Here is a 22,639-nt window from a genome sequence, read left to right as displayed (position 1 = left end):
ACAATAAAAATGAAGAAAATATATTTTGCACTACTGATAGTATTAGTAAGCATAGCAGATGTTTCGGCCCAGCAAGATCCTCATTATACACAATACATGTATAACATGAACGTGATAAATCCCGCTTATGCAGGTAGTAAGGAAAACTTGTCTTTTGGCTTACTCTACAGAAAACAATGGGTAGAGATTGAAGATGCTCCTACAACGTTTACCCTTTCCGGTAGTTCACCGGTTGGTAAAAATGTAGGTGTCGGACTTTCATTAATTTCGGATGAAATAGGTCCTGTAACAGAGAAAAATGTATATGGAGATTTCTCTTATACATTAAATCTTGGTGGAGAACACCGTTTAGCTTTAGGTTTAAAAGCAGGGGTTACGTTTCATGATGTAGACTTTACTAAAATTATACCCACTTTGCCTGATCCGGGAGATGGTGTATTTGCCAATAACATAAATAATACATATTTTAATTTTGGTACGGGAATTTTCTATTATACTGATAAATATTATTTGGCATTTTCAGTTCCTAATATGATAAATTCTAAACACTTAGATTATGATGGGAGAGAATATGGTAGTGAAACCACTCACTATTTCTTTACCGGAGGTTATGTGTTTGATTTGTCTGCCAACGTGAAGTTTAAACCATTCTTTATGGTTAAATCAGCATTTAGTGCTCCTACTTCGTTAGACCTTTCCACAAATTTCTTATTTAATGAGAAGTTTGAAATTGGAGCAACCTATCGATTAGAAGACAGTTTCGGTGCCATGGTTAATTATGCTATTTCTCCAAGTTTGAGAATTGGGTATGCTTACGACCATATCGTTTCTGATTTGAATATAACAACACCAGCCTCACATGAGATTATCTTGTTGTTTGATTTGAATTTCCCGAAAAAGGTATCACGTTCATCACGATTTTTCTAACCTAATAAGCAAACCAGACGATGAAAAAAGTATATATATTTTTACTTAGTATTGTGATGTTAAGCATTACTCCATTAAGTGCACAAACCAAAGACACTAAAAAAGCAGATAAGCTTTTTAAGCAATTTGACTATTTTGAAGCGGCAGAAGAATATCTAAAATTAGCAGAAAACGGTAAAGGTGACGGCTATGTTCATAAACAATTAGCGGATAGTTACTATAATATGTTCAATGCTGCTGAATCCAGTAAATGGTATGCCAGAGCTGTTGAAACACCACAAGATGCCGAAACATATTATCGTTATGCTCAAATGCTTAAAGCACAAGGGAAATACGAAGAAGCTAACAAACAAATGCAACAGTTTGCAACTAAAGTTCCTAATGACCAAAGAGCAAAAGATTTTAAAGCTAATCCAAACTATTTACCAAAATTGTTAGATAAACAGAAACAATTTGATGTGAAGGCTTTAGAATTGAACAGTGACAAGTCTGACTTTGGAGCTGTATTACACGAAAACTCATTGTACTTTGCTAGTGCTAGAAATGGAGCTAGAAAAACATATGGTTGGACTGACGAGCCTTATTTGGACATATACAAAGCAAACTACAATGTTGACGGAACAATCACCAATGCTGAGCCGGTAGCGGAAGTAAATTCAAAATGGCATGATGGTCCAGTAACGTTGAGTGCTGATGGTAATACAATGTATTTTGCCAGTGAAAGTTTCAAAGAAAAAAGTTTTGAAAAAGATAAAGTTAACAATACTAGATTGAAATTAAGTCAAGTTAACCTTTTCAAAGCAACCAATGTAAACGGTAAATGGAGTAACATTACACTATTACCTTTTTGTAGTAATGCTTATTCAACCGGAAATCCCTATTTGAGTAAAGATGGTAAAACGTTGTATTTCTCTTCAAATATGCCAGGTTCTTTGGGTGGAAATGATGTTTGGAAAGTAGCTGTAAACCAAGACGGTGGTTTTGGAACTCCTGAGAATTTAGGAGCTAAAATCAATACAGAGGGCGATGAAAGCTTCCCTTACATGTCTGATGATAACAAAATGTTCTATTTTGCTTCCAGCGGAAGACAAGGTTTTGGTGGTTATGATGTGTTTGTTTATGATATGGCAAAGGGAGAATCCACTAACATGGGTAAACCAGTTAACAGTGAGAAAGATGATTTTGCTTTTACATTCAGTAAAGACAAAAACATTGGATTCTTGTCCAGTAATAGAGCAGGTGTTGATAATATCTATTTAGCGACTCCGGTTTGTGGAGTTGAAGTTACTACCATCGTAACAGATGCTAAAACAGGAGCTATTTTAGTGAATGCTAAAGTTGCTATTGTTGATGATAAGAAAAATGTTATCGCAACTGAAATGAGTAATGCTAAAGGTGAAGTTACTTATTATGTTGAATGTGATAAAAATTATACTGTTCAAGCATCGAAAGATGGTTATGAAAGCAATACTTTCCCAGTTGGAGCAAGCAAAGGGCCACAAAAGAGAGTGGATGCACCACTTAACCCAATTGATGTTATTGTAACAGAAACAGAAGTAATTTTAAATCCAATCTTCTTTGAATTTGATAAAAGTAATATCACGCAAGAAGGAGCCTTTGAATTGGATAAGTTAGTACAAGTAATGCAAAATAACCCAGAGATGGTTATAATGGCTAAATCACACACAGACAATCGTGGTAGTGATGTGTACAACTTAAGTTTATCTGACAGAAGAGCTAAATCTACGGTTCAATATATTATTTCTAAAGGAATTTCTAAAGATAGAATCTCTGGTAAAGGAATGGGTGAAACAGAACCTAAAGCAGATTGTAAAGAAGCTTGTACAGAAGAACAACATGCTTCAAATAGACGTAGTGAATTCTTAATTGTGAAAAAATAGCAATAGAAAAAACTTGAAATAAAGAAAACGGGCTTTCGAAAGAGAGCCCGTTTTTGTTTGTCAAAGAATTGAGTTTGTTTAGAATTAAAATAACTTACCAATGCTAGAAAAATACCGATCTTTACAATATATAATCCGTATTGATGAAATTTGATTCTTTACTATTTAATAAAGCCTGAAGAATTTCATTGTTATAGGCATTGTCTTTTGAGGCTACAAAAGTTCGAATAGAAAATGACCGCAATGCATCATGAATGCTCAACGTCCCCACAGCTGAATCTTTTCTGCCAGTAAAAGGATAAATGTCCGGTCCGCGTTGACAAGAACTATTGAGGTTCACCCGGCAAACTAAATTGACTAACGTATCAATTAAAGGGGCAATCGTTTTGATGTCTTTTCCAAACAAACTCACTTGTTGACCATAATTAGATTCTGCCATATCATTTAGTGGTTCCTGAATGTCTTTGAAAGTCATGATGGGAATAACCGGGCCAAATTGCTCTTCATGATACACCCGCATTTTTTTATTAACTGGGAATAAAACAGCCGGGAAGATATAATTTTCAGTCTGAATACCACCTTTAGCATTGAGGATTTCTGCTCCATGCTTTTGAGCATCTTCAATTAATTCCTGAATGTATTTTGGTTTTTCTTTTTCGGGTAAAGGCGTTAATAAAACTCCTTTTTCCCAGGGATTACCAAAAGGTAATGCCTCTACTTTTTCTGCAAATCTTCTGTTGAATTCGGCAGCAATACTTTCATGTACATACAAAATTTTTAATGCTGTACATCGCTGTCCATTGAAGGAGAGAGTTCCGGTGATACATTCCTGAATAGCCAAATCTAAATCTGCATCCGATAGAATAATGGCAGGATTCTTTGCTTCAAGGCCTAAAATTATACGTAATCTGTTTTTGTTGGGATGTTGGTCTTGAAGTGCGATAGCGGATTTACTATTGCCAATTAAAGCTAAAATAGCTATTTTCCCAGATTTCATAATTGGTGAGGCTACATCTCGACCACGACCATAAATGATATTAATTACTCCTTTAGGGAAGCTACTTTGAAAGGCTTCTAACAAAGGAGAAATCAATAAAACCCCATGTTTTGCCGGTTTAAAAATCACGGTGTTTCCCATGATAATAGCAGGAATTAGCAAGGCAAAGGTTTCGTTTAGCGGATAATTATACGGACCTAAACACAAGACTACACCAAGAGGGCCGCGTCGAACCATGGCATTTACACCCTGACTTTTAGTAAAACGAGCACTGTTACGATCCAATTGTTTATAATCTTCAATTGTGTCGTAAACATATTCAACTGTTCGGTCAAATTCTTTTTCGGAATCGGGCAATGATTTTCCAATTTCCCACATCAAGAACTTCACGACCTCATTTCGTGTAGTTTTCATTTGGGTAACAAAATCTTGCATACACTTAATGCGGTCTGACACTTTCATAGTAGGCCACAACCCTTGACCATTGTCATAAGCCGCTTCTGCTGCTTGAACTACTTCTTCAGCTACTTCTTCAGCCATCGAAGGAATTGAGCCAATCAATGTTGGAGCATAAATAGTTGTTGATGAAATAGTTGAATAAACCGGTGTTGTAGCTCCGGTCCATAATTTTAATTTCCCATTAACTAAATAAGTAGTTTGATGTAATTGCGTTTTTATTTGAAATTCGGCAGGAATTGTATTCATAAATTTATTTTTTCTATAAATTTAGCATTTCTTCCATAACCTACAGTATCCTTTTTGATAAAGAAATTAACTAAAACGATGTATTAAAATTCTTTTATCTTCGATACTTAAAAAATATCATAAATAAGGATTCTGTTCTCCAAATCAATTGTGTGTTTAATTAGATTATCCGTTTTTCTATTTCACTCAAAAGAAGGTTTTCAGTAACAATAAAATGAATTATGTTATGCTTCTTTAAAAGTGTTTTTTTTCTTATTTGCATAGGCAACTAAAGACAACATCACAGGCACTTCTACTAAAACACCCACTACACAAACTAATGCAGCCGGGCTTTCTAATCCGAAAAGGGCTATGGCAACCGCAACGGATAGTTCAAAGAAATTACTTGCTCCAATCATTGCTGCAGGAGCACAAACCGCATGAGAAAGGTTCATTTTTTTTCCGGCATACCAAGCCACAAAAAAGATAAAATAGGTTTGGATGATTAAAGGGATTGCAATAAAAATAATAATCAGCGGATTGTTGACAATATTTCCACCTTGAAAAGCAAATAAGAAAATCAATGTCAGTAGTAAAGCAATTATGCTTATAGGTTTTAATTTAGGCAAAAATACAGTCGTAAACCAAGTTTCTCCTTTTGCTTTAATTAGGGTTCGACTCGTGAGGTAGCCAGCCACTAAAGGAACAACTACATAAATGACGACACTTAAAATAAGGGTATTGTATGGAACCGTAATGTTAGTAATACCTAATAACAATCCAACTATAGGAACAAAAGCAATCAATATGATTAAATCATTTACAGAAACTTGCATGAGTGTATAATTTGGATCACCATCACTTAAATAGGACCACACAAAGACCATTGCGGTACAAGGTGCAGCTCCTAATAAAATAGCCCCCGCAATGTATTCTCCGGCCAATTCAGGGGAGATAAATGCACCGTAGATATTAGAGAAAAATAACCAAGCAAAAAAGGCCATTGTAAAGGGTTTGATGAGCCAATTGATAACTACAGTTAAGACAATTCCTTTAGGTTTTTGTGTTACTTTTTTTAGGCTCGAAAAATCGATTTGCAACATCATTGGATAGATCATTAACCAAATTAAAATAGCAATAGGAATGTTTACTTTTTCAATTTCCAGTTGGCTTAAAAGTGTCATAGATTCATTGGCGACGTTGCCGAGAAGAATTCCTAATCCAATGCACAAAGCGACCCATAATGTGAGGTAACGTTCGAAAAAGGCAATTTTTTTCGGAGGCGTTGAAGTTACGTTTGGTTCTGTTTGTTTCATGTTATTTTTTAATTTGTGAAAAGACATAACTCATTTCAGTCGCAATCTGTAAACTGCGTTCTTCATATTTTTCGGCTTGTTGTGGAGTGTTGTCAAATGCTTTTGGATCTTCAAACATGATTGGGATTCGCTTTTCTGCTCCTTCTATAAAAGGACAACCGCCGTCTGCCTGTGAGCAAGTCACAATAGCTGCAAATTCACTTTTTGGATTGAAAGCATCGTCATAAGTTTTAGAAAAACCAATAATTGGTTGAGCGTTCTCAGCATATTTTATGGCATAAATCGGATTGGTTCCATTGGCTATGGTTTGGATTTGAAATCCTGCTTTTTCTAATGTTTTAGCAGCCATTGGGAACATTGCCGTTGCTTCTGTTCCACCGGAGTAACAAAACACATTTGGTATGCCATAATATGTGGCAGCTGCCTGAGCCCATACTTGTGATAAATGGCTTCTGCGGGAGTTATGGGTACAAATGAAATTCAAACGAATTTCTCTTTGATTAATGACTTTTAATTGAATATAATCGATTAGTGATTGTAATATTTCTTTTCGTTCGGCAGAGAGACTATTAAAATTTAGGTTTTTTAAATTAGTTTCGATTGGTGGGAATAGGGATTGTGTTTTCATCTTTAAGTTGCTGAGGTTTAGAATTACTGTGCTTGTTTGCAATTAAATGTTTTCAAAGTTCACTTTGTACTCATTTAGTTAGAGCTCCGAGCTTTTTGATTTAACAACATCCACCACCAGGAGTGCAACAACTCGGTTCATTATTCATCTCTGACAAGCGAACTTTTGGTTTTTGGGAGGGAATTCCACATTGGTCTTGAGCTAAACAAGCTGTTTTTTTATTGACCAAAACAAATGAATCACCCTTAAAATCTAAATCATATTTACCAATTGTTTCACCTTGGTATTCTACTTCCACTTCATAATCTTCGATGCCTAACACTTTTTCAGACAAGGCTATAATATTGGCTAATTTTTGTGGTTTTAATCGGTGATCATAATCATTTGCATCCCACAATTGGAAGTTTGCAACGGTTTCTTTGCGGATGGTTCCGCCACAATCGATAAAGTTTTTAGTGATTGAGCCTACTTCCGTTACGTGAAAATGTTCGGGAACAAAAGTCCCATTTGGTAATTGAAATGTTACGTTTTCCAATGTAGAAAGTACGTTTTTGATTTGTGATAGTTTCATTTTTTAAGTTGTTTAATTAGTGATTTATGAAATATTTTAACAACATTGTTTTCTCTTGTCATTCAAATGGTTATTTATTTTTTGAAAGAAGTCTTTGATTTTATCAAAACCTATTTCATTTAGGCAATAACAAATGGAGACACCATCAACATTACCTTTGATTAATCCGGCGTTTTTGAGTTCCTTGAGATGTTGGGAAACGGTAGGTTGAGCTAATGGTAATTCATTGACGATATCGCCACAGATACAAGAATCAACTTTTAGTAAATATTCAATAATGGCTATTCGGGCAGGATGTCCAATTGCTTTTGCTAAAATTGCAAGTTCGTTTTGTTGGTCAGTAAAGTAATCTGATTTAGTAATTCCCATGCTTATATATTTATATTGCAATATTACGATATATTTTTTAGTTTAGAAATTGTAAGTATGTTTTTTTTATTGTTGGTTTTTAAGTAAAAAGATATAAAACACTAAATTTGTGATGTTTAGTGATTTAATAAAAATGAGAATAGTAGTTTTTTCTGTTTTTAAAGTAAGCTTCTGCTTAAATATTATACTTATATTTGTTTAACCATCAAAAATTTTATAGCAATGAATACTAATATAATCTGCTGGTTTGAAATATATGTTGACGATATTGAACGAGCAAAAAAATTTTATTCGGAAGTGTTGGGAAATAAATTTACAGATGCACCGTCACCGGAAGGAAGTGATGATTTTAAAATGTCTTTTTTTTCAACTGCCGAAAACCAGGGTGTTAGTGGTGCTTTAGTAGAGATGAAAGAAGCAAGAAATAATGATTCAGCAAATACTTCTACAATTGTTTATTTTCCATGCAATGATTGTAGCGTTGAAGAAAGTCGGGTAGCAAAAGCAGGCGGTCAAGTGTTTCGTTCTAAAATGTCAATTGGAGAGTACGGATTTATCAGTCTTTGTCTCGATTCAGAAAATAATACATTTGGTTTATATTCCATGCAATAACTAACTTTTAAACTTTATGAAAATAATCAAAATCATTCTTTCTGTTTTATTTGGGTTGATGTTCATCAATGCTGGTTTGGATAAATTTTTACATTATATGCCCATTCCTCCTATGGATCCGGAGGTGGTTAAAGTGACTGAATCTTTTATGTCTATAACATGGCTGATGCCACTAGTTGGATTTGTAGAGCTGTTAGCCGGATTGTTTTTTCTGTTTCCTAAAACTCGCTTGTTGGGAGCTTTGATGATTTTTCCTATTATGATTGGTATTCTGTTACACAATATGGTATATATGCCTTTCGGGCTAACAATTGCAGGAGCGTTATTTCTAATCAATCTATGGGTATTGTATGACAATAGAGATCTAGTAAGAAAGTTGATTCTTTAATTGATTTAAAGGGATAAAAAGCCTCTTTTTTTTAAAATTAAAATAGCAATGATTTCCACCATCCAATATTATATTGATGCTTTAGATGATGAAAAACATCAAACAATTTGTCATTTATTGAACCAATTTATAATTGAAAATTTGTCGTTTACCGAAAGTAAAATATGGCACTCACATCCGGTTTGGTTTATCGATGGAAATCCCATTGTTGGATTTAGCAAACAAAAAGCGGGTATCCGATTGATGTTTTGGAGTGGAGCTGATTTTGATGAAAATGATCTAAACATCAAAGGAGTTAAGTTTAAAGATGCTTCTGTTTTTTACAATGCTGTTTCTGAAATCAATTTAGAAGATGTGAAAAGATGGCTTCAAAAAGCAGAAAATATTCAATGGGATTACAAAAATATTGTGAAACGAAAAGGGGTTTTAGAACGGTTGAAGTAGCTTTTTTTAAGATAATCTCTTTTTGAAAACAGAATTCTGAAATTGTAAAATCGTTAAAATTCTGATAAAGAGATGTTTTTATATAATTTTAAAATAAATATTGATGTAATACAATCCGGTAATTACAAAAGTAAGTCCAGCAATGAATCGCATGACTTTCTCTACTTTTTTGATGGCATTGAAATATTTCCCTAGTTTTTCAATGCTGAAAGCAATAATAAAAGCAAAAAGTAAAACGGGTAATCCTGTTCCTAAAGAAAATACTACCGGAATGGCTAGTCCTGATTTGGCAGATAAGGTTAACGGAATCAACATTCCAAAATACAATGCTCCACTATATGGACAAAATGCTAAAGCAAACAATGCTCCCAATAAAAATGAACCTAGCAACCCTTTATCTTTGAATTTTTCAGTTAATTTATCGGTTAAGTTTCCGCTTGAAAGCCAATTGAATTTGATAACATCCAGCATAATCAAACCAATCACAATCATAATTGGGCCTATGAATTTTTCGCCATTACCTTGAAATAATTTAGCTACATGAAATTTACTGGCTCCAAAATAAATGATGGCAGCAATTCCGGTATAGGAAAACAAACGTCCCATTGTATACAACAAACCACTCAGGATGACTTTTGACTTACTGTTGATGGTTTTGGCAATATAAGCAGTTGCTGTGATGTTCGTTGCTAACGGACATGGACTCACGGCTGTTAGTAATCCCAATGCAAAAGCAGCCAAGAGCGGAATTTCTCTGTTTTGTGCTATATTGGTTAACCACTCCATGTTATGATTTTAGAAAAAGATCTATTTCTTTTTTTAGTTCTTTTTTAAATTTTGTTTCATCACCGGCATTCATAAAAGCCATATCGGTTAAATCTTTTTTCTTTCCTGTTTTTGGGTTATAAAGAAATAATGCTGTTCCGGTTGCTTCAAATTGTTCGGATTTTTTTTCATTTTTAGCATCATCAACATTGACTAGCGAAAAAGGAATAGCAGGATAACTTTTTAAGGTTTCACGAGTTATTTTTTCTATTTTATTGCAAGTCATGCAACGGTGTTCTGAGTGAAATTGAATGATTTCAATAGTGCCTTTAGCAGTTGTTCTTGTTGTTGTTTTTTCGGTTTGTGAATTTCCGTTACAAGAAACAATTAGTAACAAAACAGTTGCGAAAACGGAGGTTAAAATACTTTTTTTCATTTTAATATCTATTTTAGATTCCATATTTAATTATAATAGCCATTTGTCCAGCGTGATAAGCCGTGTGTGAAACAATTCTACCAAAGGCTTCGGCTTTTGTTTTGGCACCAAATTCTTTCGTGGTAATTTCGGTTTCCCAATCTTCATCAGTTTGTATTTCTACGATTGATTTTAAAGTTTCATAAGAAGTAGCAACATATTGTTTTAATCCTTCAAGGTTTGTCCATTCACCACTGTCAAATTTATCGATAACGGTTTTGGCAACTACTTTTACATCAGTGGCTCCAAAAACATTTTTAGCAAAAAGCAATTCGACATCGCCTATATGACGGATTAGAAAGCCAACAGAATTTACAGACGGGTCTAACTTTTTTGTTAAATCATTTTCGCTTAATGTAGCCAGTTGATTGGTGAATCGTGTTCTTGATTCAATCCAAAGTTCTAATAATAGTTGCGTTTTTGTTTTCATTTTATAGTATTAAATTGAATAAATAACCCGAGATGATAATAAAAACAGTAACCACCGTAAAGAAAATAGCAATCAGCTTTATTGTCATGACCTTTTTAAGCAATGTAGCTTCCGGAATTGACAAACCAACCGTTGCCATCATAAAAGCAATTGCGGTTCCAATCGGTACTCCTTTTGCTACAAAAACCTGGATTACCGGAATGATTCCTGCCGCATTAGCATACATTGGAACAGCCAAAATAACTGCTAACGGAACGGTCCACCAAGCTCCGGTTCCTAAATAATCGGCAAAAAACTGTTCGGGAACATATCCATGCATGGTGGCTCCAATAGCAATTCCGATTACGACATATAGTAAAACCCCTCGCACGATTTCCCAAGCACTACGTGTAATTTCAGGTAAACGTTGTGTTAAAGTTGTTTTTTCTTCTTCGTATTCTTCAGCTATTTTTTGAGATTTTGCAAGCATATTCTTCACCCAATCGGTTAAAAGAGGTTCAAGTTTCATTTTTCCTAAGAGCCATCCGCCAAAAGTTCCTAATAAAATTCCACTTCCGGCATAGATTAAAGTTGCTTTGAGTCCGAACATTCCAAAGAACATCGCCAATGCGACTTCATTTACCAAAGGAGAAGTAATTAAAAAGGCAAAGGTGACACCCAGCGGAATTCCCCCCCGAACAAAACCAATAAATAATGGGACAGAAGAACACGAACAAAAAGGTGTAATAGCTCCAAAAAGGGAAGCAAAAAGATATTCCAAACCAAAGAGTTTGTTCTTGGCTAAAAAATTTCGAAGTCTATCAATGGGTAAATAGGAATTAACAATTCCCATGATAAATACGATGACAAATAACAATAACAGAATTTTGATGGTATCATAAACAAAAAAATCTATTGCTTTTCCTAAATGGGAAGCAGCATCAATTCCGAAAACAGAATAAATGAGCCAATCTGCGAAGTTTTGAATCCAATCAAACATAATTATTGTATTGTGGCAATATGAAAATGGGGTAATTTATTAACAACAATTATTTTCGCTTGAACTGTCACAACAAGATTGCGAAGCATCTTTTGGAGTATTTGATCCACAACAACTCGATTCTTGAGCATTTCCTAAGACGGAAGAAGTATCTCCTTTTGTCGGAAATCCTTTTTGAGCCCATCTAATGATACCATGTTGCATATTCACCACTTTATCATAGCCGTGATTGACTAAAAATCCGGCTGCACGCAAGCTTCTACCACCACTTTTGCAGACCATCACTACATTTTTGTCTTTAGGAATTTCTGTAAAACGTTCTTCAAATTCACTTAAAGGAATATGTAGTATATTGGGCACATCAAAAGCCAATTGTTTCACTTCATTTTCTTCGCGAACATCAACTAACACAGCTCCTTCTTTTACCCAACCTTGTGTAGTGGTTGGACAGATTTCTTTTACCAAGGTTTGATTTTCCATGAATTAATTTTTTAAAAGTTCAATAATTTCATTTGTTTGTGCAATTCTTCCTTTTATTTTAATAACCTCATCAATCATTAAAACAGGTGTAGTTAACACATTATAAGTCATCATTTCTTCGATGTCTTCAATTTTGATGATGTTGGCTTCAATGCCTAACTGTTTCACTGCTTCTTGAGCATTTTGAAAAGTTGTTTTACATTTTGGACAACCGGGTCCGAGGACTTTTATTGTTTTCATTTTGTTATTTTTAGTTATTAATCATTCGTAAAACCACGAATAGAAATATTAAATTTTTTTACTTCAATAAATTGTTTAATAGAGTTTTTGCTACAGCATAATTTTCTCTGTTGATGCAATATTTTACGGTTGGCGGTGTAATGGTCCCCTGAATTAATCCGGCGTCTTTTAATTCGTTGAGGTGTTGTGATAAAGTTGATTTGGCAATGGGAAGTTCTTCAGCCATGTCTCCATGATAACAGCAAGCCTGAGAATTAAGCAACTCTAGAATAGCAATTCGAACCGGATGACCCAAAGCTTTAGCAAATCTTGCCAAATCTGTTTGTTCAGTCGTATACTTTTTTTTCTTAGTAATTATCATAGTGGATATATTATTCGCAAATATACGAACAATATTATTTAGTCGTTTATTTTTCTTTGTTTTTTAAAATATCTTTCGCTCGTTCAATAGCTTTTCCGATGTTGTCCTGAATATTGTGTTTACCCAGTTTATTATATAAATCAGCTTTCAACAGTTCAATTTTCACATCATGGTTGGCTCCTGAAATAATGATTGTAGTTCCCTTACTGTTCAATTGTTGGCATATTTCTTTTAGGCGATTAATGCCCGTAGCATCGATAAAAGGAACATTTCGCATCCGAAGAATTAAAATTTTAGGTTGTTGTTTTAAGTCGGTAATAACTTCCTGAAATTTCTGGGAAGCTCCAAAAAATAGCGGCCCATTGATTTCATATAATAAAACTCCTTTTGGAATTTCAGGAATTTCTTGTTCAAATAACATTTCACTACTTTCATCATCTGATTTAAACAGATTGGACGCATTTTGAATGGAAGTAGCTTCACTCATACGTTTCATGAAAATAAAACTTGACAGTATCATTCCTATTTCAATAGCTAAAATCAAATCAAAAAAGACAGTTAGAAAGAAAGTTGTCAGTAAAACAATAATATCCATCCAGTTACTTTTCAGTAAAGCAAAGAAATGGTGCCATTCACCCATGTGCCATGCCACTACAACCAATATTCCGGCCAAGCAAGAAAGAGGAATAAGTTTGGCAACGGGTGCAAAAAGCAACATGATTAACAACAGAACCACTCCGTGAACAATTCCGGCAATAGGTGTTCGCCCACCATTTTTAATATTAGTAGCTGTTCTTGCAATAGCACCGGTAGCAGGAATACCGCCAAACAAACCAGAAAAAATATTAGCGGTTCCTTGGGCAATCAATTCCATGTTAGAACGGTGTCGTCCACCCATCATTCCGTCTGCTACAACAGCAGAAAGTAATGATTCAATGCTTCCTAATAACGCTATCACAATGGCTGGTTGTATCAGTTTTTTGATAATGGCAAAATTAATTTCAGGAAAATCAGGAAATGAAATGTGATTGGGAATTTCGCCAAATTTACTTTCGATGGTTTCTACGGGCAATTCAAAGAAATAAACCACCAAAGTACTCAAAAGAATCGCGATTATAGAACCTGGTATTTTTGATGAAATTCGGTTAAAATTCAATGCTATTAAAACAGTACCTCCTGCAATTACTAAAGAAATCCAATTTATTTGTTGAAAATGGGATCCATAAGCTATCCATTTGTCTACAAAATCGACAGGAACATCATTCATTTGCAATCCAAAAAAATCTTTAACCTGCGAAGAAAATATGACTAATGCGATACCACTGGTGAAACCTACAATCAGCGGATAGGGAATAAATTTAAGGTAGTTTCCCAGTCGTGCCAATCCCATGGCGATGATAATGAACCCAGCCATAAAGGTCGCAATAGTGAGGCCTCCGATGCCATGTTCCTGTACAATACCATAAATAATAATGATAAAAGCACCAGTTGGGCCACCAATTTGTACCCGACTTCCACTTAAAACAGAGATAGTAATTCCGGCAATCACTGCTGTAATTAATCCTTTTTCCGGAGAAACCCCTGAGGCAATAGCAAAAGCAATGGCAAGCGGAAGAGCAACAATCCCGACAATCACTCCGGCAAGTACATCTTTGCTTAATTGTTTTCTGGTAATACCTTCTTTTAAAAGAGTTATTAATTTAGGCGTAAATTCGGTATTTTTCATAATTTGAGTATATTGATTTCCAAACATCTGACTTTAGAACGATTAATATCAAATCATAGAAAAACCTATATAATTTGTTTCTGATATCATTGGGATTAATTTTTCAAGAATTAAAAAAAGTGAAATCTTATAAAAAAGGTGTTTAAATACACAAAATTAAGAGAGAACACTTTTTTAAGAAATAATGAATATTGTACAAAAATGAATGTTGCTTTTTTTTAAATGGAAGAGATTATCAAATAATTACAAACCCTAACTTTAGCTAGGGTTTGTAACGAAAAAGGTATTTTTATTTCGCAAATGAACCTTCATAATTAAGTAATTTGCTAAAAAAATCTTTGATGTAAGCCAATATTTGTTTGCTTGTCATTTTATCGGCATCATGAGTTTCAATGTAGATTTTGCTGAATTTAGGATCTGCTTTAATCCGATTATATAAAGCAGTTTTGGCTTTGGTTGGACCAAAAAGCAATACTTCATCATAACCTTTTATCAACTCAATTAAATCTTTAAAATAGGCCTGATCCGTTTGATTTTCTTTGTTGTGGAGCAAACTTTCACTATGCAATTTTACATCTTGTTTCACAGGCATTGCAAAGTTAGATTCTAATGTGGTCAATAAATACTCACCACTCGCATTTTCGTAAATTTGTGCACTGGTGTAATCCATCCAAATGCCGATTCTTTTTTTCGCTTTCATGATTTCTTTTCTTAAGATTATTTAATAGTATAGCAAGACAACAAGAATACTAATTCCTAAAGTTACGAAATTTTACAAAAAAAGGAAGGGTTTAGGGTTTAATTAACGTGATTTTTAACGCTAAAGGACAAACGATTTTTATTCCTTCCAACAAAAACAAATAACTTGCACACTTCCTTCCTAAATCCTACTTTTATCTCATGCAAGTCAAAACCAAAGCCATTGTTATATCGGCATTGAAATATCAGGAAAAATCGCTGATAGTAAAGTGTTTTACCCAATCAGACGGGTTGAAAAGTTACTTTGTAGCCAATGCTTTTTCATCCAGAAAAAATCAACAGAAAATTGGCTATTTTCAACCGTTGACAATTTTAGAAATTGAAGCAACACATAAAAACAAAGGAACTTTGGAATATTTTAAAGAAATACGCATGGGATATCCTTATGTTTCCATCTATAATGATATTGTAAAAAGTTCCATCGTTTTGTTTTTGTCGGAAGTATTGCATCATTCTATTCAGGAAGAAGAAAAAAATGAAGGTTTTTATACTTATTTAGAATCGGCTTTGCATTGGTTAGATGAACATGATAAGGCAGTTAATTTTCATTTAATTTTGTTGTTAGGTATGACTCGTTTTTTTGGATTTTATCCCGATGTTTCGAAAATGGAAGCTCCTTTTTTTGAAATTACGGAAGGTGTTTTTACTACTTATCATGGCGTGAGTTGCCTGAGTGAAAACGAAACTGTTTTATTCAAAAAACTGATTGAACTTAGATTTGATAGTGAATCAAAATTTTTTGTTGCTGCAGAACGTCAGATTTTGCTGAGAATCATGATGGATTATTATGCTGTGCATTTGGATGGATTCAGAAGGCCAAAATCGTTGGAGGTTCTTGGTGAGGTTTTTTCTTAAAGAGTTGTTGAGGTAATAAGATGATAATTACCCTGAAACCGAAGATTCTATGATCAATTTTGCCTCTTCAAGTCTAATTAATAAATCTTTCAACCGTTACTATATTTATTCAAAAATCCTTACTTTCGCAAATTGATTTTTAGCACCCTAAAACATGAGCACGAAATTCACGGAATACAAAGGACTTGACTTGCCTGTAGTGGCATCGGAAGTATTGGCGTATTGGAAGGAAAACCACATTTTTGAACAAAGCGTAACTTCACGCGAAGGAAATAAACCCTATGTTTTTTTTGAAGGGCCGCCTTCAGCCAATGGTTTGCCGGGAATTCATCACGTGATGGCTCGTGCGATTAAAGATATTTTTTGCCGATATAAAACACAAAAAGGATTTCAAGTTAAGCGTAAAGCCGGATGGGATACACACGGTTTACCGGTCGAATTAGGAACAGAGAAAGAATTAGGGATTACGAAAGAAGATATTGGAAAAACGATTTCCATTGAAGAATACAACGAAGCGTGTAAACGAACCGTCATGCGTTATACTGATGTATGGAACGATTTGACCGAAAAAATGGGTTATTGGGTTGATATGGAAGATCCATATGTGACTTATAAATCCAAATACATGGAAACGGTTTGGTGGTTATTAAAACAAATTTATAACAAAGATTTATTATACAAAGGCTATACGATTCAACCGTATTCTCCTAAAGCAGGAACCGGTTTGAGTTCACATGAAGTTAATCAACCGGGCAGTTATCGTGATGTCACTGATACTACTGTAGTTGCACAATTCAAAACAAAAAAAGATACATTACCAAGCTTTTTACAAGGTTTTGGCGATATACATATTTTAGCTTGGACGACAACACCTTGGACGTTGCCCAGTAATACAGCTTTAACTGTTGGACCAAAAATTGATTATGTATTGGTGAAAACATTCAACCAATATACGTTTGAACCGGTACAAGTGATGTTGGCCAAAAATTTAGTCGGCAAACAATTTGCAGGGAAGTTTGTTTTAGCAACAAGTGAGGATGATTTTACCAATTATAAAGCAGATGATAAAAAGATTCCGTATCAAGTTTTAGCCGAATGTAAAGGTTCAGATTTAGTTGGCATCCGTTATGAACAATTATTGCCTTGGGCTTTACCGTATCAGCATCCGGAAAATGCGTTTAGAGTAATTTCAGGTGATTTTGTCACGACAGAAGACGGAACAGGAGTTGTTCACACGGCCCCTACTTTCGGTGCGGATGATGCAAAAGTAGCGAAAGAAGCATCGCCAGAAGTACCACCGATGCTAGTACTTGATGAAGCAGGAAATCCCGTTCCATTAGTTGATTTACAAGGAAAATTTATTGAAGGATTAGGCGATTTTTCAAGCAAATACGTGAAAAATGAATATTACAATGACGGCGAAGCACCTGAACGGTCAGCCGATGTTGAAATTGCCATTCAATTAAAAGAGGAAAACAAAGCGTTCAAAGTTGAGAAGTACGTGCACAGTTACCCACATTGTTGGAGAACAGACAAGCCGATTTTATATTATCCTTTAGATTCTTGGTTTATCAAAGTAACGGAGATAAAGGACAGAATGTTCGATTTGAACGATACTATCAATTGGAAACCAAAAGCTACCGGAGAAGGACGTTTCGGGAATTGGCTAAAAAATGCGAATGACTGGAATTTATCACGTTCAAGATATTGGGGAATTCCATTACCAATTTGGCGAACGGAAGATAAAACAGAAGAGGTACTCATAGGTTCAGTGGAAGAATTGTACACAGCCATTGAAAAATCAATCGCTGCGGGATTTCAAAAAGTCAACCCTTTTAAGGGTTTTCAAATTGGAAATATGAGCGACGAAAATTATGATTTGGTTGATTTACATAAAAATGTAGTCGATAAAATTGTTTTGGTTTCTGCATCGGGTAAACCAATGAATCGCGAATCTGATTTGATTGATGTGTGGTTTGACAGTGGAGCGATGCCTTACGCACAATGGCATTATCCGTTTGAAAACAAAGAATTAATTGATGATAATTTAGCTTTTCCGGCTGATTTTATTGCGGAAGGAGTTGATCAAACACGTGGTTGGTTTTATACGTTGCATGCAATTGGAACTTTGGTTTTTGATAAAATAGCTTATAAAAATGTGGTTTCAAACGGATTAGTTTTGGATAAAAACGGACAAAAAATGTCCAAACGGTTGGGAAATGCCGTTGATCCATTTGTAACATTGGCTCAATATGGTCCGGATGCTACCCGTTGGTATATGATTGCCAATGCAAATCCGTGGGACAATTTGAAATTTGACATTGAAGGTGTGGCGGAAGTGCGGCGAAAATTCTTTGGCACCCTATATAATACTTATTCTTTCTTTTCGTTGTATGCCAATATTGATGGGTTTACATTCAAAGAGGCAGAAGTTCCTTTATCAGAAAGACCTGAAATCGACCGTTGGATTTTATCAGAATTGCAAACGTTAGTGCTGTTAGTGGATGAAAGTTATGCCGATTATGAACCGACGAAAGCAGCAAGAGCTATTTCTGACTTTGTACAAGAGCATTTGAGCAACTGGTACGTACGTTTGTGTAGAAGAAGATTCTGGAAAGGGGAATACGGCACAGACAAAATCGCGGCATATCAAACGCTTTATACTTGTTTAGTGACTGTTGCAAAATTGTCGGCACCAATAGCTCCTTTCTTTATGGACAGGCTTTATCGAGATTTAACGCAAGCAACACATTCAGAAAATTTTGACAGTGTACATTTGGCTGATTTCCCTAACTATGTTGAAAAATATGTTGATAAATCGTTGGAGAGCAAAATGATGAAAGCACAAACGGTTTCTTCACTGGTTTTATCCTTGCGTAAGAAGGAGATGATTAAGGTACGTCAACCGTTGCAAAAGGTTATGATTCCTATACTTGACGAAAATCAACGAGCTGAAATTGAAGCGGTTTCTGACCTAATAAAAGCAGAGGTAAACGTGAAAGAAATCGTGTTATTAGACGATGCGTCCGGGGTTTTAGTGAAGCAAATCAAACCTAATTTTAAGACGTTAGGCCCTCGTTTTGGGAAAGATATGGGATTGATTGCCAAAGAGATACAAAGTTTTACGCAAGAGCAAATTAATGAAATTGACCAAAGCGGGAGCTACACGCTTGTACTTTCAGGAAAATCAATAACTTTAGCACAAGATGATGTAGAGATTTCCTCGCAGGATATTCCGGGTTGGTTAGTAGCAAATGCAAATGGAATTACGGTTGCATTAGACATTACCATCACGGAGGATTTGAAGAATGAAGGAATTGCAAGAGAGTTAGTAAATCGTATTCAAAATTTACGTAAAGACAGTGGATTTGAAGTTACGGATAAAATAAAAGTTCAATTAGAAAAGAATGGGAATTTAGAACAAGCGATTACCGCTAATTTAGACTATGTTCAGTCTGAGACCTTAACTAAATCACTCGTCTTTGAAGAAAAAATAGAAATTGGTACAGAAATTGAGTTTGATGACATTAAAACAAAAATAATAATTTCAAAATAGATTAGATTATGACAGATGAAGTAGTAAAGTTCTCAGAAGCCGATTTGGCAGAGTTCAAAGAAATTATCTTAAAAAAAATAGAGAAAGCCCAAAATGATTTGGAACTTATCAAAAGTGCTTATATGAATGATTTAAATAATGGAACAGACGATACGTCACCCACCTTTAAAGCATTTGAGGAAGGCAGTGAGACGATGAGTAAAGAAGCCAACTCGCAATTAGCCATTCGTCAGGAAAAATTTATCCGCGATTTGAGAAATGCTCTTTTTAGAGTAGAAAACAAAACCTATGGTGTTTGCAAAGTGACCGGTAAATTGATATCAAAAGAACGATTGAAATTAGTGCCACATGCTACAATGAGCATCGAGGCAAAAAACATGCAGCGTTAATATGTATTTAAATAGTTTAAGAGGCCTCGCTTATGCGAGGCTTTTTTTGTGAAAAGAACATTGAATTGAAAAAAGTGAATATAAAAAAAGAGAGACTATAAGGTCTCTCTTTGTTATCGATGAAAAGTATTAAAAATTCACCACACTAATTTGTTCCAACGTATGGTTTGCTCCATAATTGTATTGGATAATTTTGTTGCTTCCCACAGCTATAAGATGTGAATTTAAAGGAATTACGTCTTGCACACCATCTGAGTAGGTGTTTTGAAGTGTTAACTCTGCCGGATTTGTGGCATTAAACACATTTAGGTTTCCGGCAGCACAAACATATAAAACATTATCTTTTATACCCAATCCACGAGGATCACCCAATAAATAGGTAGAAACTAAAGTTGGATTCGAAATATCCGTGATATCAATTACGTTTACCTGGTCTTCAATAGCACCACAAGTAGAACCACCTCTAACCGTAATATAGGCTGTATTTGCAAATACTACAACCGGATCACAAGCAGTAGCATGCGAGAAACCAGACACGAAATAAGGATTAAACTCATCTTGGGCATTCACAATATACATTCCGTTCGTGGACCCCACAAATAAGAATTCTTTTTGTTTGAAGAGGGTTTCAAATTGCCCTCCGCCAAGCCATTCGGTCATATATACTGCTTTATCAAAAAAAGCTTGAGTTGGATCACTGATGTTAAACACATTAAGTTCATAACTTTCTACGGCATAAAGAGCATTGTTGTTAATTTGAAATTTCGCATAAGAGCCACCTGTTCCCACAGAACCTGCAGCAGAACTCTCAAAACTAGCCAACGCATCGTTTGCAAAAATTAAATCCTGACCTTGTGGTCTGCTTCGGTTCTCAATACGATATCCCACAATAATTTCATTAGTAGTAGGATACACATCAAAGGCATAAAATTCTGCATCATCCGGATAGGAAGGATAAAATTCAAAGGCATTTTCAACGGTTTGAACAACGGTAATATTAGAAAGATTAGAAAGGTCAAAAACAACCAAGTCAATAAAATTATCGGCATAAAGATAATTTCCTTTGACAGCAATGTCGTGAACGCCCTCTAAGTTGATAAAAGCCGTATTTTGTGGACTTGCAGGGTTTGAATTGTCAAAAATGTGAATACCGGATTCTTGAGCAACATAAAATAAGAGATTTTCAGCAACATAGACTTTTCCGTCTGCATTTGTTTCTTGAGCGGAAGTTACGTTTATACTACTGCGAATAGTTGCTAATGATTTTATTTCAGGAACGGCGAATTTTGCCATTTCGCTGTTGTCATCCTCGTTGTTACAAGAAGCAAAAAAGCTAAGAATAAAAGCAACAACAATAATTTTTACTGTTTTCATTATATATTGAATTAGGTTTAACAAAATTACTGACTTTTTTAATACAATAGTCATAAACTTCAGATGCAAATCAAATAAAAAAGTTGCGTGAAAGATTAAAAAAAACCTAAAATTTGAGACAAGCCAAGGAGAATGTATTTTTTGATGGATAATATTCCTATTTTTGCACGATAAAATTTTAAAAATGACTTTAAAAAAGGCCTATCTGATTGTCTTTCTGATTCTTTTAGCTGATCAGGTCTCAAAATTATATATAAAAACCCATTTTATTTTAGGGGGTGAAATAAAGGTGTTCGATTGGTTTAGGATTCATTTTATAGAGAATGAAGGAATGGCTTGGGGAACTGAAATCCCGGGCGATTATGGCAAATTAATTTTAACCCTTTTCCGAATTGTTGCTGTTTTTGGTATTGGTTATTGGTTGTGGGATTGTGTTCGAAAAGCGAGTTCTACCTATTTAATTGTTGCTGTTTCCTTAATTCTAGCCGGAGCTTTCGGAAATATTATAGACAGTGTTTTTTATGGGGTGATTTTCAACGATAGTTATAATGCTCCTTCGGTATTTTTTTCTGAACAACCTTATGGAACTTGGTTTCATGGAAAAGTTGTCGATATGCTTTATTTTCCAATTTGGAAAGGAACTTTACCGGAGTGGCTTCCTTTTATTGGGGGTAAATATTTCACTTTTTTTAATGCAATTTTCAACATTGCTGATATGGCCATTTCAACAGGAGTGGGAATATTAATTGTGTTTAATAAAAAAGCATTTGGGACAACTGATAAAACAGAAGAATCAAAAGAAGCTTTGGCTTAAATAAAATGATACACTTTTAAGGGAGTTACAACATAATCTAACAGAACATCAGATTCATTAATTCCTTCAATAGTTTCTTCGGCTTCAAAAAAAGACAAACCTATTTTAATGGTTTCCCGATTACAAGCTGATAAAAAGCGATCATAAAAACCTTTACCATATCCCACCCGATGCCCTTTTTTGTCGAAGGCTAAAAGCGGCACGAAAACGACATCAATTTTTGAAACAGGCACTTCTAAACCATTGATTGGTTCCGGGATGTTGCATTCATTTTTTTTAATTTTAGTATTGTCTGTCAACAGAAAATGAGTCATTTCCCCGTTTTCAAAATTACTTTTTGAAAGAACAATTTCTTTGTCTTTTCCGGCTAAAACCTGAAGAATAAATTCTGTGTCAATTTCTTTTTGTTCCTCGATAGAAAGGAATAAATGGTAATAGGTTTTGTCCCAAATGACAACATTCAAAAGTTGATTGGCAATTGCTAGACTTTTTTGTTCTCTTTGTTCGTTAGAAAGTTCGGCTCGAAGAGTTTTATATTGCTTGCGTAAATCGTTTTTATTCATCGTATAAAAATAACAAAATTATTTTCGTTGCACCTC

Annotated in this window: 25 protein-coding genes; 9 read left to right on the top strand and 16 right to left on the bottom strand. The window is 34.7% G+C overall.

The window, feature by feature from the left end; translation table 11 throughout:
• The first annotated feature begins 9 nt into the window (after positions 1–9).
• Complete coding sequence (locus C0512_RS00985) at positions 10–927, top strand: type IX secretion system membrane protein PorP/SprF (protein WP_290858190.1); 918 nt, start codon at positions 10–12, stop codon at positions 925–927.
• A gap of 20 nt (positions 928–947) precedes the next feature.
• Positions 948–2,828 (top strand): OmpA family protein, encoded by a 1,881-nt coding sequence (locus C0512_RS00980; protein ID WP_290858189.1) that lies wholly within the window; start codon positions 948–950, stop codon positions 2,826–2,828.
• 121 nt (positions 2,829–2,949) lie between these two features.
• Here C0512_RS00980 and C0512_RS00975 read toward each other — a convergent pair whose 3' ends face one another.
• The 5 genes from C0512_RS00975 to C0512_RS00955 all read right to left on the bottom strand — a co-directional run bounded on the left by C0512_RS00975 (position 2,950) and on the right by C0512_RS00955 (position 7,393).
• Positions 2,950–4,530, bottom strand: coding sequence for an NADP-dependent glyceraldehyde-3-phosphate dehydrogenase (locus tag C0512_RS00975; RefSeq protein WP_290858188.1), 1,581 nt, complete (start codon positions 4,528–4,530; stop codon positions 2,950–2,952).
• A gap of 224 nt (positions 4,531–4,754) precedes the next feature.
• Positions 4,755–5,825 carry an ACR3 family arsenite efflux transporter gene (gene arsB / locus C0512_RS00970; protein ID WP_290858186.1) on the bottom strand — a complete coding sequence of 357 codons (1,071 nt, stop codon included), beginning with the start codon at positions 5,823–5,825 and terminating at the stop codon, positions 4,755–4,757.
• 1 nt (position 5,826) lies between these two features.
• A complete protein-coding gene (locus C0512_RS00965) occupies positions 5,827–6,453 on the bottom strand; it encodes a protein-tyrosine-phosphatase (RefSeq protein WP_290858185.1) in 627 nt (208 codons plus the stop codon).
• Positions 6,454–6,553: 100 nt separating this feature from the next.
• Positions 6,554–7,024 (bottom strand): DUF6428 family protein, encoded by a 471-nt coding sequence (locus tag C0512_RS00960; RefSeq protein WP_290858184.1) that lies wholly within the window; start codon positions 7,022–7,024, stop codon positions 6,554–6,556.
• A gap of 36 nt (positions 7,025–7,060) precedes the next feature.
• Complete coding sequence (locus C0512_RS00955) at positions 7,061–7,393, bottom strand: helix-turn-helix transcriptional regulator (protein WP_290858183.1); 333 nt, start codon at positions 7,391–7,393, stop codon at positions 7,061–7,063.
• A gap of 222 nt (positions 7,394–7,615) precedes the next feature.
• Here C0512_RS00955 and C0512_RS00950 point away from each other — a divergent pair, with 222 nt between their 5' ends.
• From C0512_RS00950 to C0512_RS00940, 3 genes are read left to right on the top strand one after another with little or no spacing between them, the layout of a single operon-like run.
• Positions 7,616–8,005, top strand: coding sequence for a VOC family protein (locus tag C0512_RS00950; RefSeq protein ID WP_290858182.1), 390 nt, complete (start codon positions 7,616–7,618; stop codon positions 8,003–8,005).
• Positions 8,006–8,021: 16 nt separating this feature from the next.
• The gene (locus C0512_RS00945) at positions 8,022–8,393 is read left to right on the top strand and encodes a DoxX family membrane protein (protein WP_290858180.1); all 372 of its coding nucleotides are present in this window, start codon (positions 8,022–8,024) and stop codon (positions 8,391–8,393) included.
• A 48-nt stretch (positions 8,394–8,441) separates the two neighbouring features.
• Positions 8,442–8,837 carry a DUF1801 domain-containing protein gene (locus tag C0512_RS00940; protein ID WP_290858179.1) on the top strand — a complete coding sequence of 132 codons (396 nt, stop codon included), beginning with the start codon at positions 8,442–8,444 and terminating at the stop codon, positions 8,835–8,837.
• A 78-nt stretch (positions 8,838–8,915) separates the two neighbouring features.
• Here the strand turns inward: C0512_RS00940 and C0512_RS00935 are convergent, their stop codons facing one another.
• The 9 genes from C0512_RS00935 to C0512_RS00895 all read right to left on the bottom strand — a co-directional run bounded on the left by C0512_RS00935 (position 8,916) and on the right by C0512_RS00895 (position 14,993).
• On the bottom strand, positions 8,916–9,623 hold the full coding sequence (locus tag C0512_RS00935) for an aromatic aminobenezylarsenical efflux permease ArsG family transporter (protein WP_290858177.1): 708 nt from the start codon (positions 9,621–9,623) through the stop codon (positions 8,916–8,918).
• A 1-nt stretch (position 9,624) separates the two neighbouring features.
• A complete protein-coding gene (locus tag C0512_RS00930; protein WP_290858175.1) occupies positions 9,625–10,038 on the bottom strand; it encodes a nitrophenyl compound nitroreductase subunit ArsF family protein in 414 nt (137 codons plus the stop codon).
• 13 nt (positions 10,039–10,051) lie between these two features.
• Positions 10,052–10,507, bottom strand: coding sequence for a DinB family protein (locus C0512_RS00925; protein ID WP_290858173.1), 456 nt, complete (start codon positions 10,505–10,507; stop codon positions 10,052–10,054).
• A 1-nt stretch (position 10,508) separates the two neighbouring features.
• Positions 10,509–11,486, bottom strand: coding sequence for a permease (locus C0512_RS00920; protein ID WP_290858171.1), 978 nt, complete (start codon positions 11,484–11,486; stop codon positions 10,509–10,511).
• 39 nt (positions 11,487–11,525) lie between these two features.
• Positions 11,526–11,966: a rhodanese-like domain-containing protein gene (locus C0512_RS00915; protein ID WP_290858170.1), complete on the bottom strand. Its 441-nt coding sequence runs from the start codon at positions 11,964–11,966 to the stop codon at positions 11,526–11,528.
• A 3-nt stretch (positions 11,967–11,969) separates the two neighbouring features.
• Positions 11,970–12,206 (bottom strand): thioredoxin family protein, encoded by a 237-nt coding sequence (locus C0512_RS00910; protein ID WP_290858168.1) that lies wholly within the window; start codon positions 12,204–12,206, stop codon positions 11,970–11,972.
• Positions 12,207–12,264: 58 nt separating this feature from the next.
• Positions 12,265–12,567, bottom strand: coding sequence for a helix-turn-helix transcriptional regulator (locus tag C0512_RS00905; RefSeq protein WP_290858166.1), 303 nt, complete (start codon positions 12,565–12,567; stop codon positions 12,265–12,267).
• Positions 12,568–12,613: 46 nt separating this feature from the next.
• The gene (locus C0512_RS00900) at positions 12,614–14,293 is read right to left on the bottom strand and encodes a SulP family inorganic anion transporter (RefSeq protein ID WP_290858164.1); all 1,680 of its coding nucleotides are present in this window, start codon (positions 14,291–14,293) and stop codon (positions 12,614–12,616) included.
• A 289-nt stretch (positions 14,294–14,582) separates the two neighbouring features.
• On the bottom strand, positions 14,583–14,993 hold the full coding sequence (locus C0512_RS00895) for a hypothetical protein (protein ID WP_290858163.1): 411 nt from the start codon (positions 14,991–14,993) through the stop codon (positions 14,583–14,585).
• 200 nt (positions 14,994–15,193) lie between these two features.
• Between C0512_RS00895 and recO the strand changes: the two genes are divergently transcribed.
• From recO to C0512_RS00880, 3 genes are all read left to right on the top strand, one after another.
• Positions 15,194–15,907 (top strand): DNA repair protein RecO, encoded by a 714-nt coding sequence (gene recO / locus C0512_RS00890; protein WP_290858162.1) that lies wholly within the window; start codon positions 15,194–15,196, stop codon positions 15,905–15,907.
• Positions 15,908–16,061: 154 nt separating this feature from the next.
• The gene (ileS, locus tag C0512_RS00885) at positions 16,062–19,463 is read left to right on the top strand and encodes an isoleucine--tRNA ligase (RefSeq protein WP_290858161.1); all 3,402 of its coding nucleotides are present in this window, start codon (positions 16,062–16,064) and stop codon (positions 19,461–19,463) included.
• A gap of 8 nt (positions 19,464–19,471) precedes the next feature.
• Entirely contained in the window at positions 19,472–19,852 is a 381-nt protein-coding gene (locus tag C0512_RS00880; protein WP_290858160.1) for a TraR/DksA C4-type zinc finger protein, read from the top strand.
• A 129-nt stretch (positions 19,853–19,981) separates the two neighbouring features.
• On the opposite strand, the gene C0512_RS00875 is transcribed toward C0512_RS00880, so the two are convergent.
• Positions 19,982–21,226: a hypothetical protein gene (locus C0512_RS00875; RefSeq protein ID WP_290858159.1), complete on the bottom strand. Its 1,245-nt coding sequence runs from the start codon at positions 21,224–21,226 to the stop codon at positions 19,982–19,984.
• Between the two features lie 184 nt (positions 21,227–21,410).
• Here C0512_RS00875 and C0512_RS00870 point away from each other — a divergent pair, with 184 nt between their 5' ends.
• Complete coding sequence (locus C0512_RS00870) at positions 21,411–22,040, top strand: lipoprotein signal peptidase (RefSeq protein WP_290858157.1); 630 nt, start codon at positions 21,411–21,413, stop codon at positions 22,038–22,040.
• On the opposite strand, the gene C0512_RS00865 is transcribed toward C0512_RS00870, so the two are convergent.
• Positions 22,037–22,603 (bottom strand): 5-formyltetrahydrofolate cyclo-ligase, encoded by a 567-nt coding sequence (locus C0512_RS00865; RefSeq protein WP_290858156.1) that lies wholly within the window; start codon positions 22,601–22,603, stop codon positions 22,037–22,039. The genes C0512_RS00870 and C0512_RS00865 overlap by 4 nt on opposite strands.
• Between the last annotated feature and the right edge of the window lie 36 nt (positions 22,604–22,639).

The organism is Flavobacterium sp. (assembly GCF_013822155.1).
In the GTDB taxonomy this organism is placed as follows: domain Bacteria; phylum Bacteroidota; class Bacteroidia; order Flavobacteriales; family Flavobacteriaceae; genus Flavobacterium.
This window is presented reverse-complemented; position numbering and strand designations above follow the sequence as displayed.

Coding starts and splice junctions, on each gene's coding strand:
- C0512_RS00945 (WP_290858180.1), top strand. CDS start 8,022: ATGAAAATAATCAAAATCATTCTTTCTGTTTTATTTGGGTTGATGTTC.
- C0512_RS00880 (WP_290858160.1), top strand. CDS start 19,472: ATGACAGATGAAGTAGTAAAGTTCTCAGAAGCCGATTTGGCAGAGTTC.
- C0512_RS00900 (WP_290858164.1), bottom strand. CDS start 14,293: ATGAAAAATACCGAATTTACGCCTAAATTAATAACTCTTTTAAAAGAA.
- C0512_RS00910 (WP_290858168.1), bottom strand. CDS start 12,206: ATGAAAACAATAAAAGTCCTCGGACCCGGTTGTCCAAAATGTAAAACA.
- C0512_RS00980 (WP_290858189.1), top strand. CDS start 948: ATGAAAAAAGTATATATATTTTTACTTAGTATTGTGATGTTAAGCATT.
- C0512_RS00985 (WP_290858190.1), top strand. CDS start 10: ATGAAGAAAATATATTTTGCACTACTGATAGTATTAGTAAGCATAGCA.
- C0512_RS00920 (WP_290858171.1), bottom strand. CDS start 11,486: ATGTTTGATTGGATTCAAAACTTCGCAGATTGGCTCATTTATTCTGTT.
- C0512_RS00870 (WP_290858157.1), top strand. CDS start 21,411: ATGACTTTAAAAAAGGCCTATCTGATTGTCTTTCTGATTCTTTTAGCT.
- C0512_RS00895 (WP_290858163.1), bottom strand. CDS start 14,993: ATGAAAGCGAAAAAAAGAATCGGCATTTGGATGGATTACACCAGTGCA.
- C0512_RS00925 (WP_290858173.1), bottom strand. CDS start 10,507: ATGAAAACAAAAACGCAACTATTATTAGAACTTTGGATTGAATCAAGA.
- C0512_RS00965 (WP_290858185.1), bottom strand. CDS start 6,453: ATGAAAACACAATCCCTATTCCCACCAATCGAAACTAATTTAAAAAAC.
- C0512_RS00960 (WP_290858184.1), bottom strand. CDS start 7,024: ATGAAACTATCACAAATCAAAAACGTACTTTCTACATTGGAAAACGTA.
- C0512_RS00875 (WP_290858159.1), bottom strand. CDS start 21,226: ATGAAAACAGTAAAAATTATTGTTGTTGCTTTTATTCTTAGCTTTTTT.
- C0512_RS00935 (WP_290858177.1), bottom strand. CDS start 9,623: ATGGAGTGGTTAACCAATATAGCACAAAACAGAGAAATTCCGCTCTTG.
- C0512_RS00940 (WP_290858179.1), top strand. CDS start 8,442: ATGATTTCCACCATCCAATATTATATTGATGCTTTAGATGATGAAAAA.
- C0512_RS00955 (WP_290858183.1), bottom strand. CDS start 7,393: ATGGGAATTACTAAATCAGATTACTTTACTGACCAACAAAACGAACTT.
- ileS (WP_290858161.1), top strand. CDS start 16,062: ATGAGCACGAAATTCACGGAATACAAAGGACTTGACTTGCCTGTAGTG.
- C0512_RS00865 (WP_290858156.1), bottom strand. CDS start 22,603: ATGAATAAAAACGATTTACGCAAGCAATATAAAACTCTTCGAGCCGAA.
- C0512_RS00905 (WP_290858166.1), bottom strand. CDS start 12,567: ATGATAATTACTAAGAAAAAAAAGTATACGACTGAACAAACAGATTTG.
- recO (WP_290858162.1), top strand. CDS start 15,194: ATGCAAGTCAAAACCAAAGCCATTGTTATATCGGCATTGAAATATCAG.
- C0512_RS00950 (WP_290858182.1), top strand. CDS start 7,616: ATGAATACTAATATAATCTGCTGGTTTGAAATATATGTTGACGATATT.
- C0512_RS00915 (WP_290858170.1), bottom strand. CDS start 11,966: ATGGAAAATCAAACCTTGGTAAAAGAAATCTGTCCAACCACTACACAA.
- arsB (WP_290858186.1), bottom strand. CDS start 5,825: ATGAAACAAACAGAACCAAACGTAACTTCAACGCCTCCGAAAAAAATT.
- C0512_RS00930 (WP_290858175.1), bottom strand. CDS start 10,038: ATGAAAAAAAGTATTTTAACCTCCGTTTTCGCAACTGTTTTGTTACTA.
- C0512_RS00975 (WP_290858188.1), bottom strand. CDS start 4,530: ATGAATACAATTCCTGCCGAATTTCAAATAAAAACGCAATTACATCAA.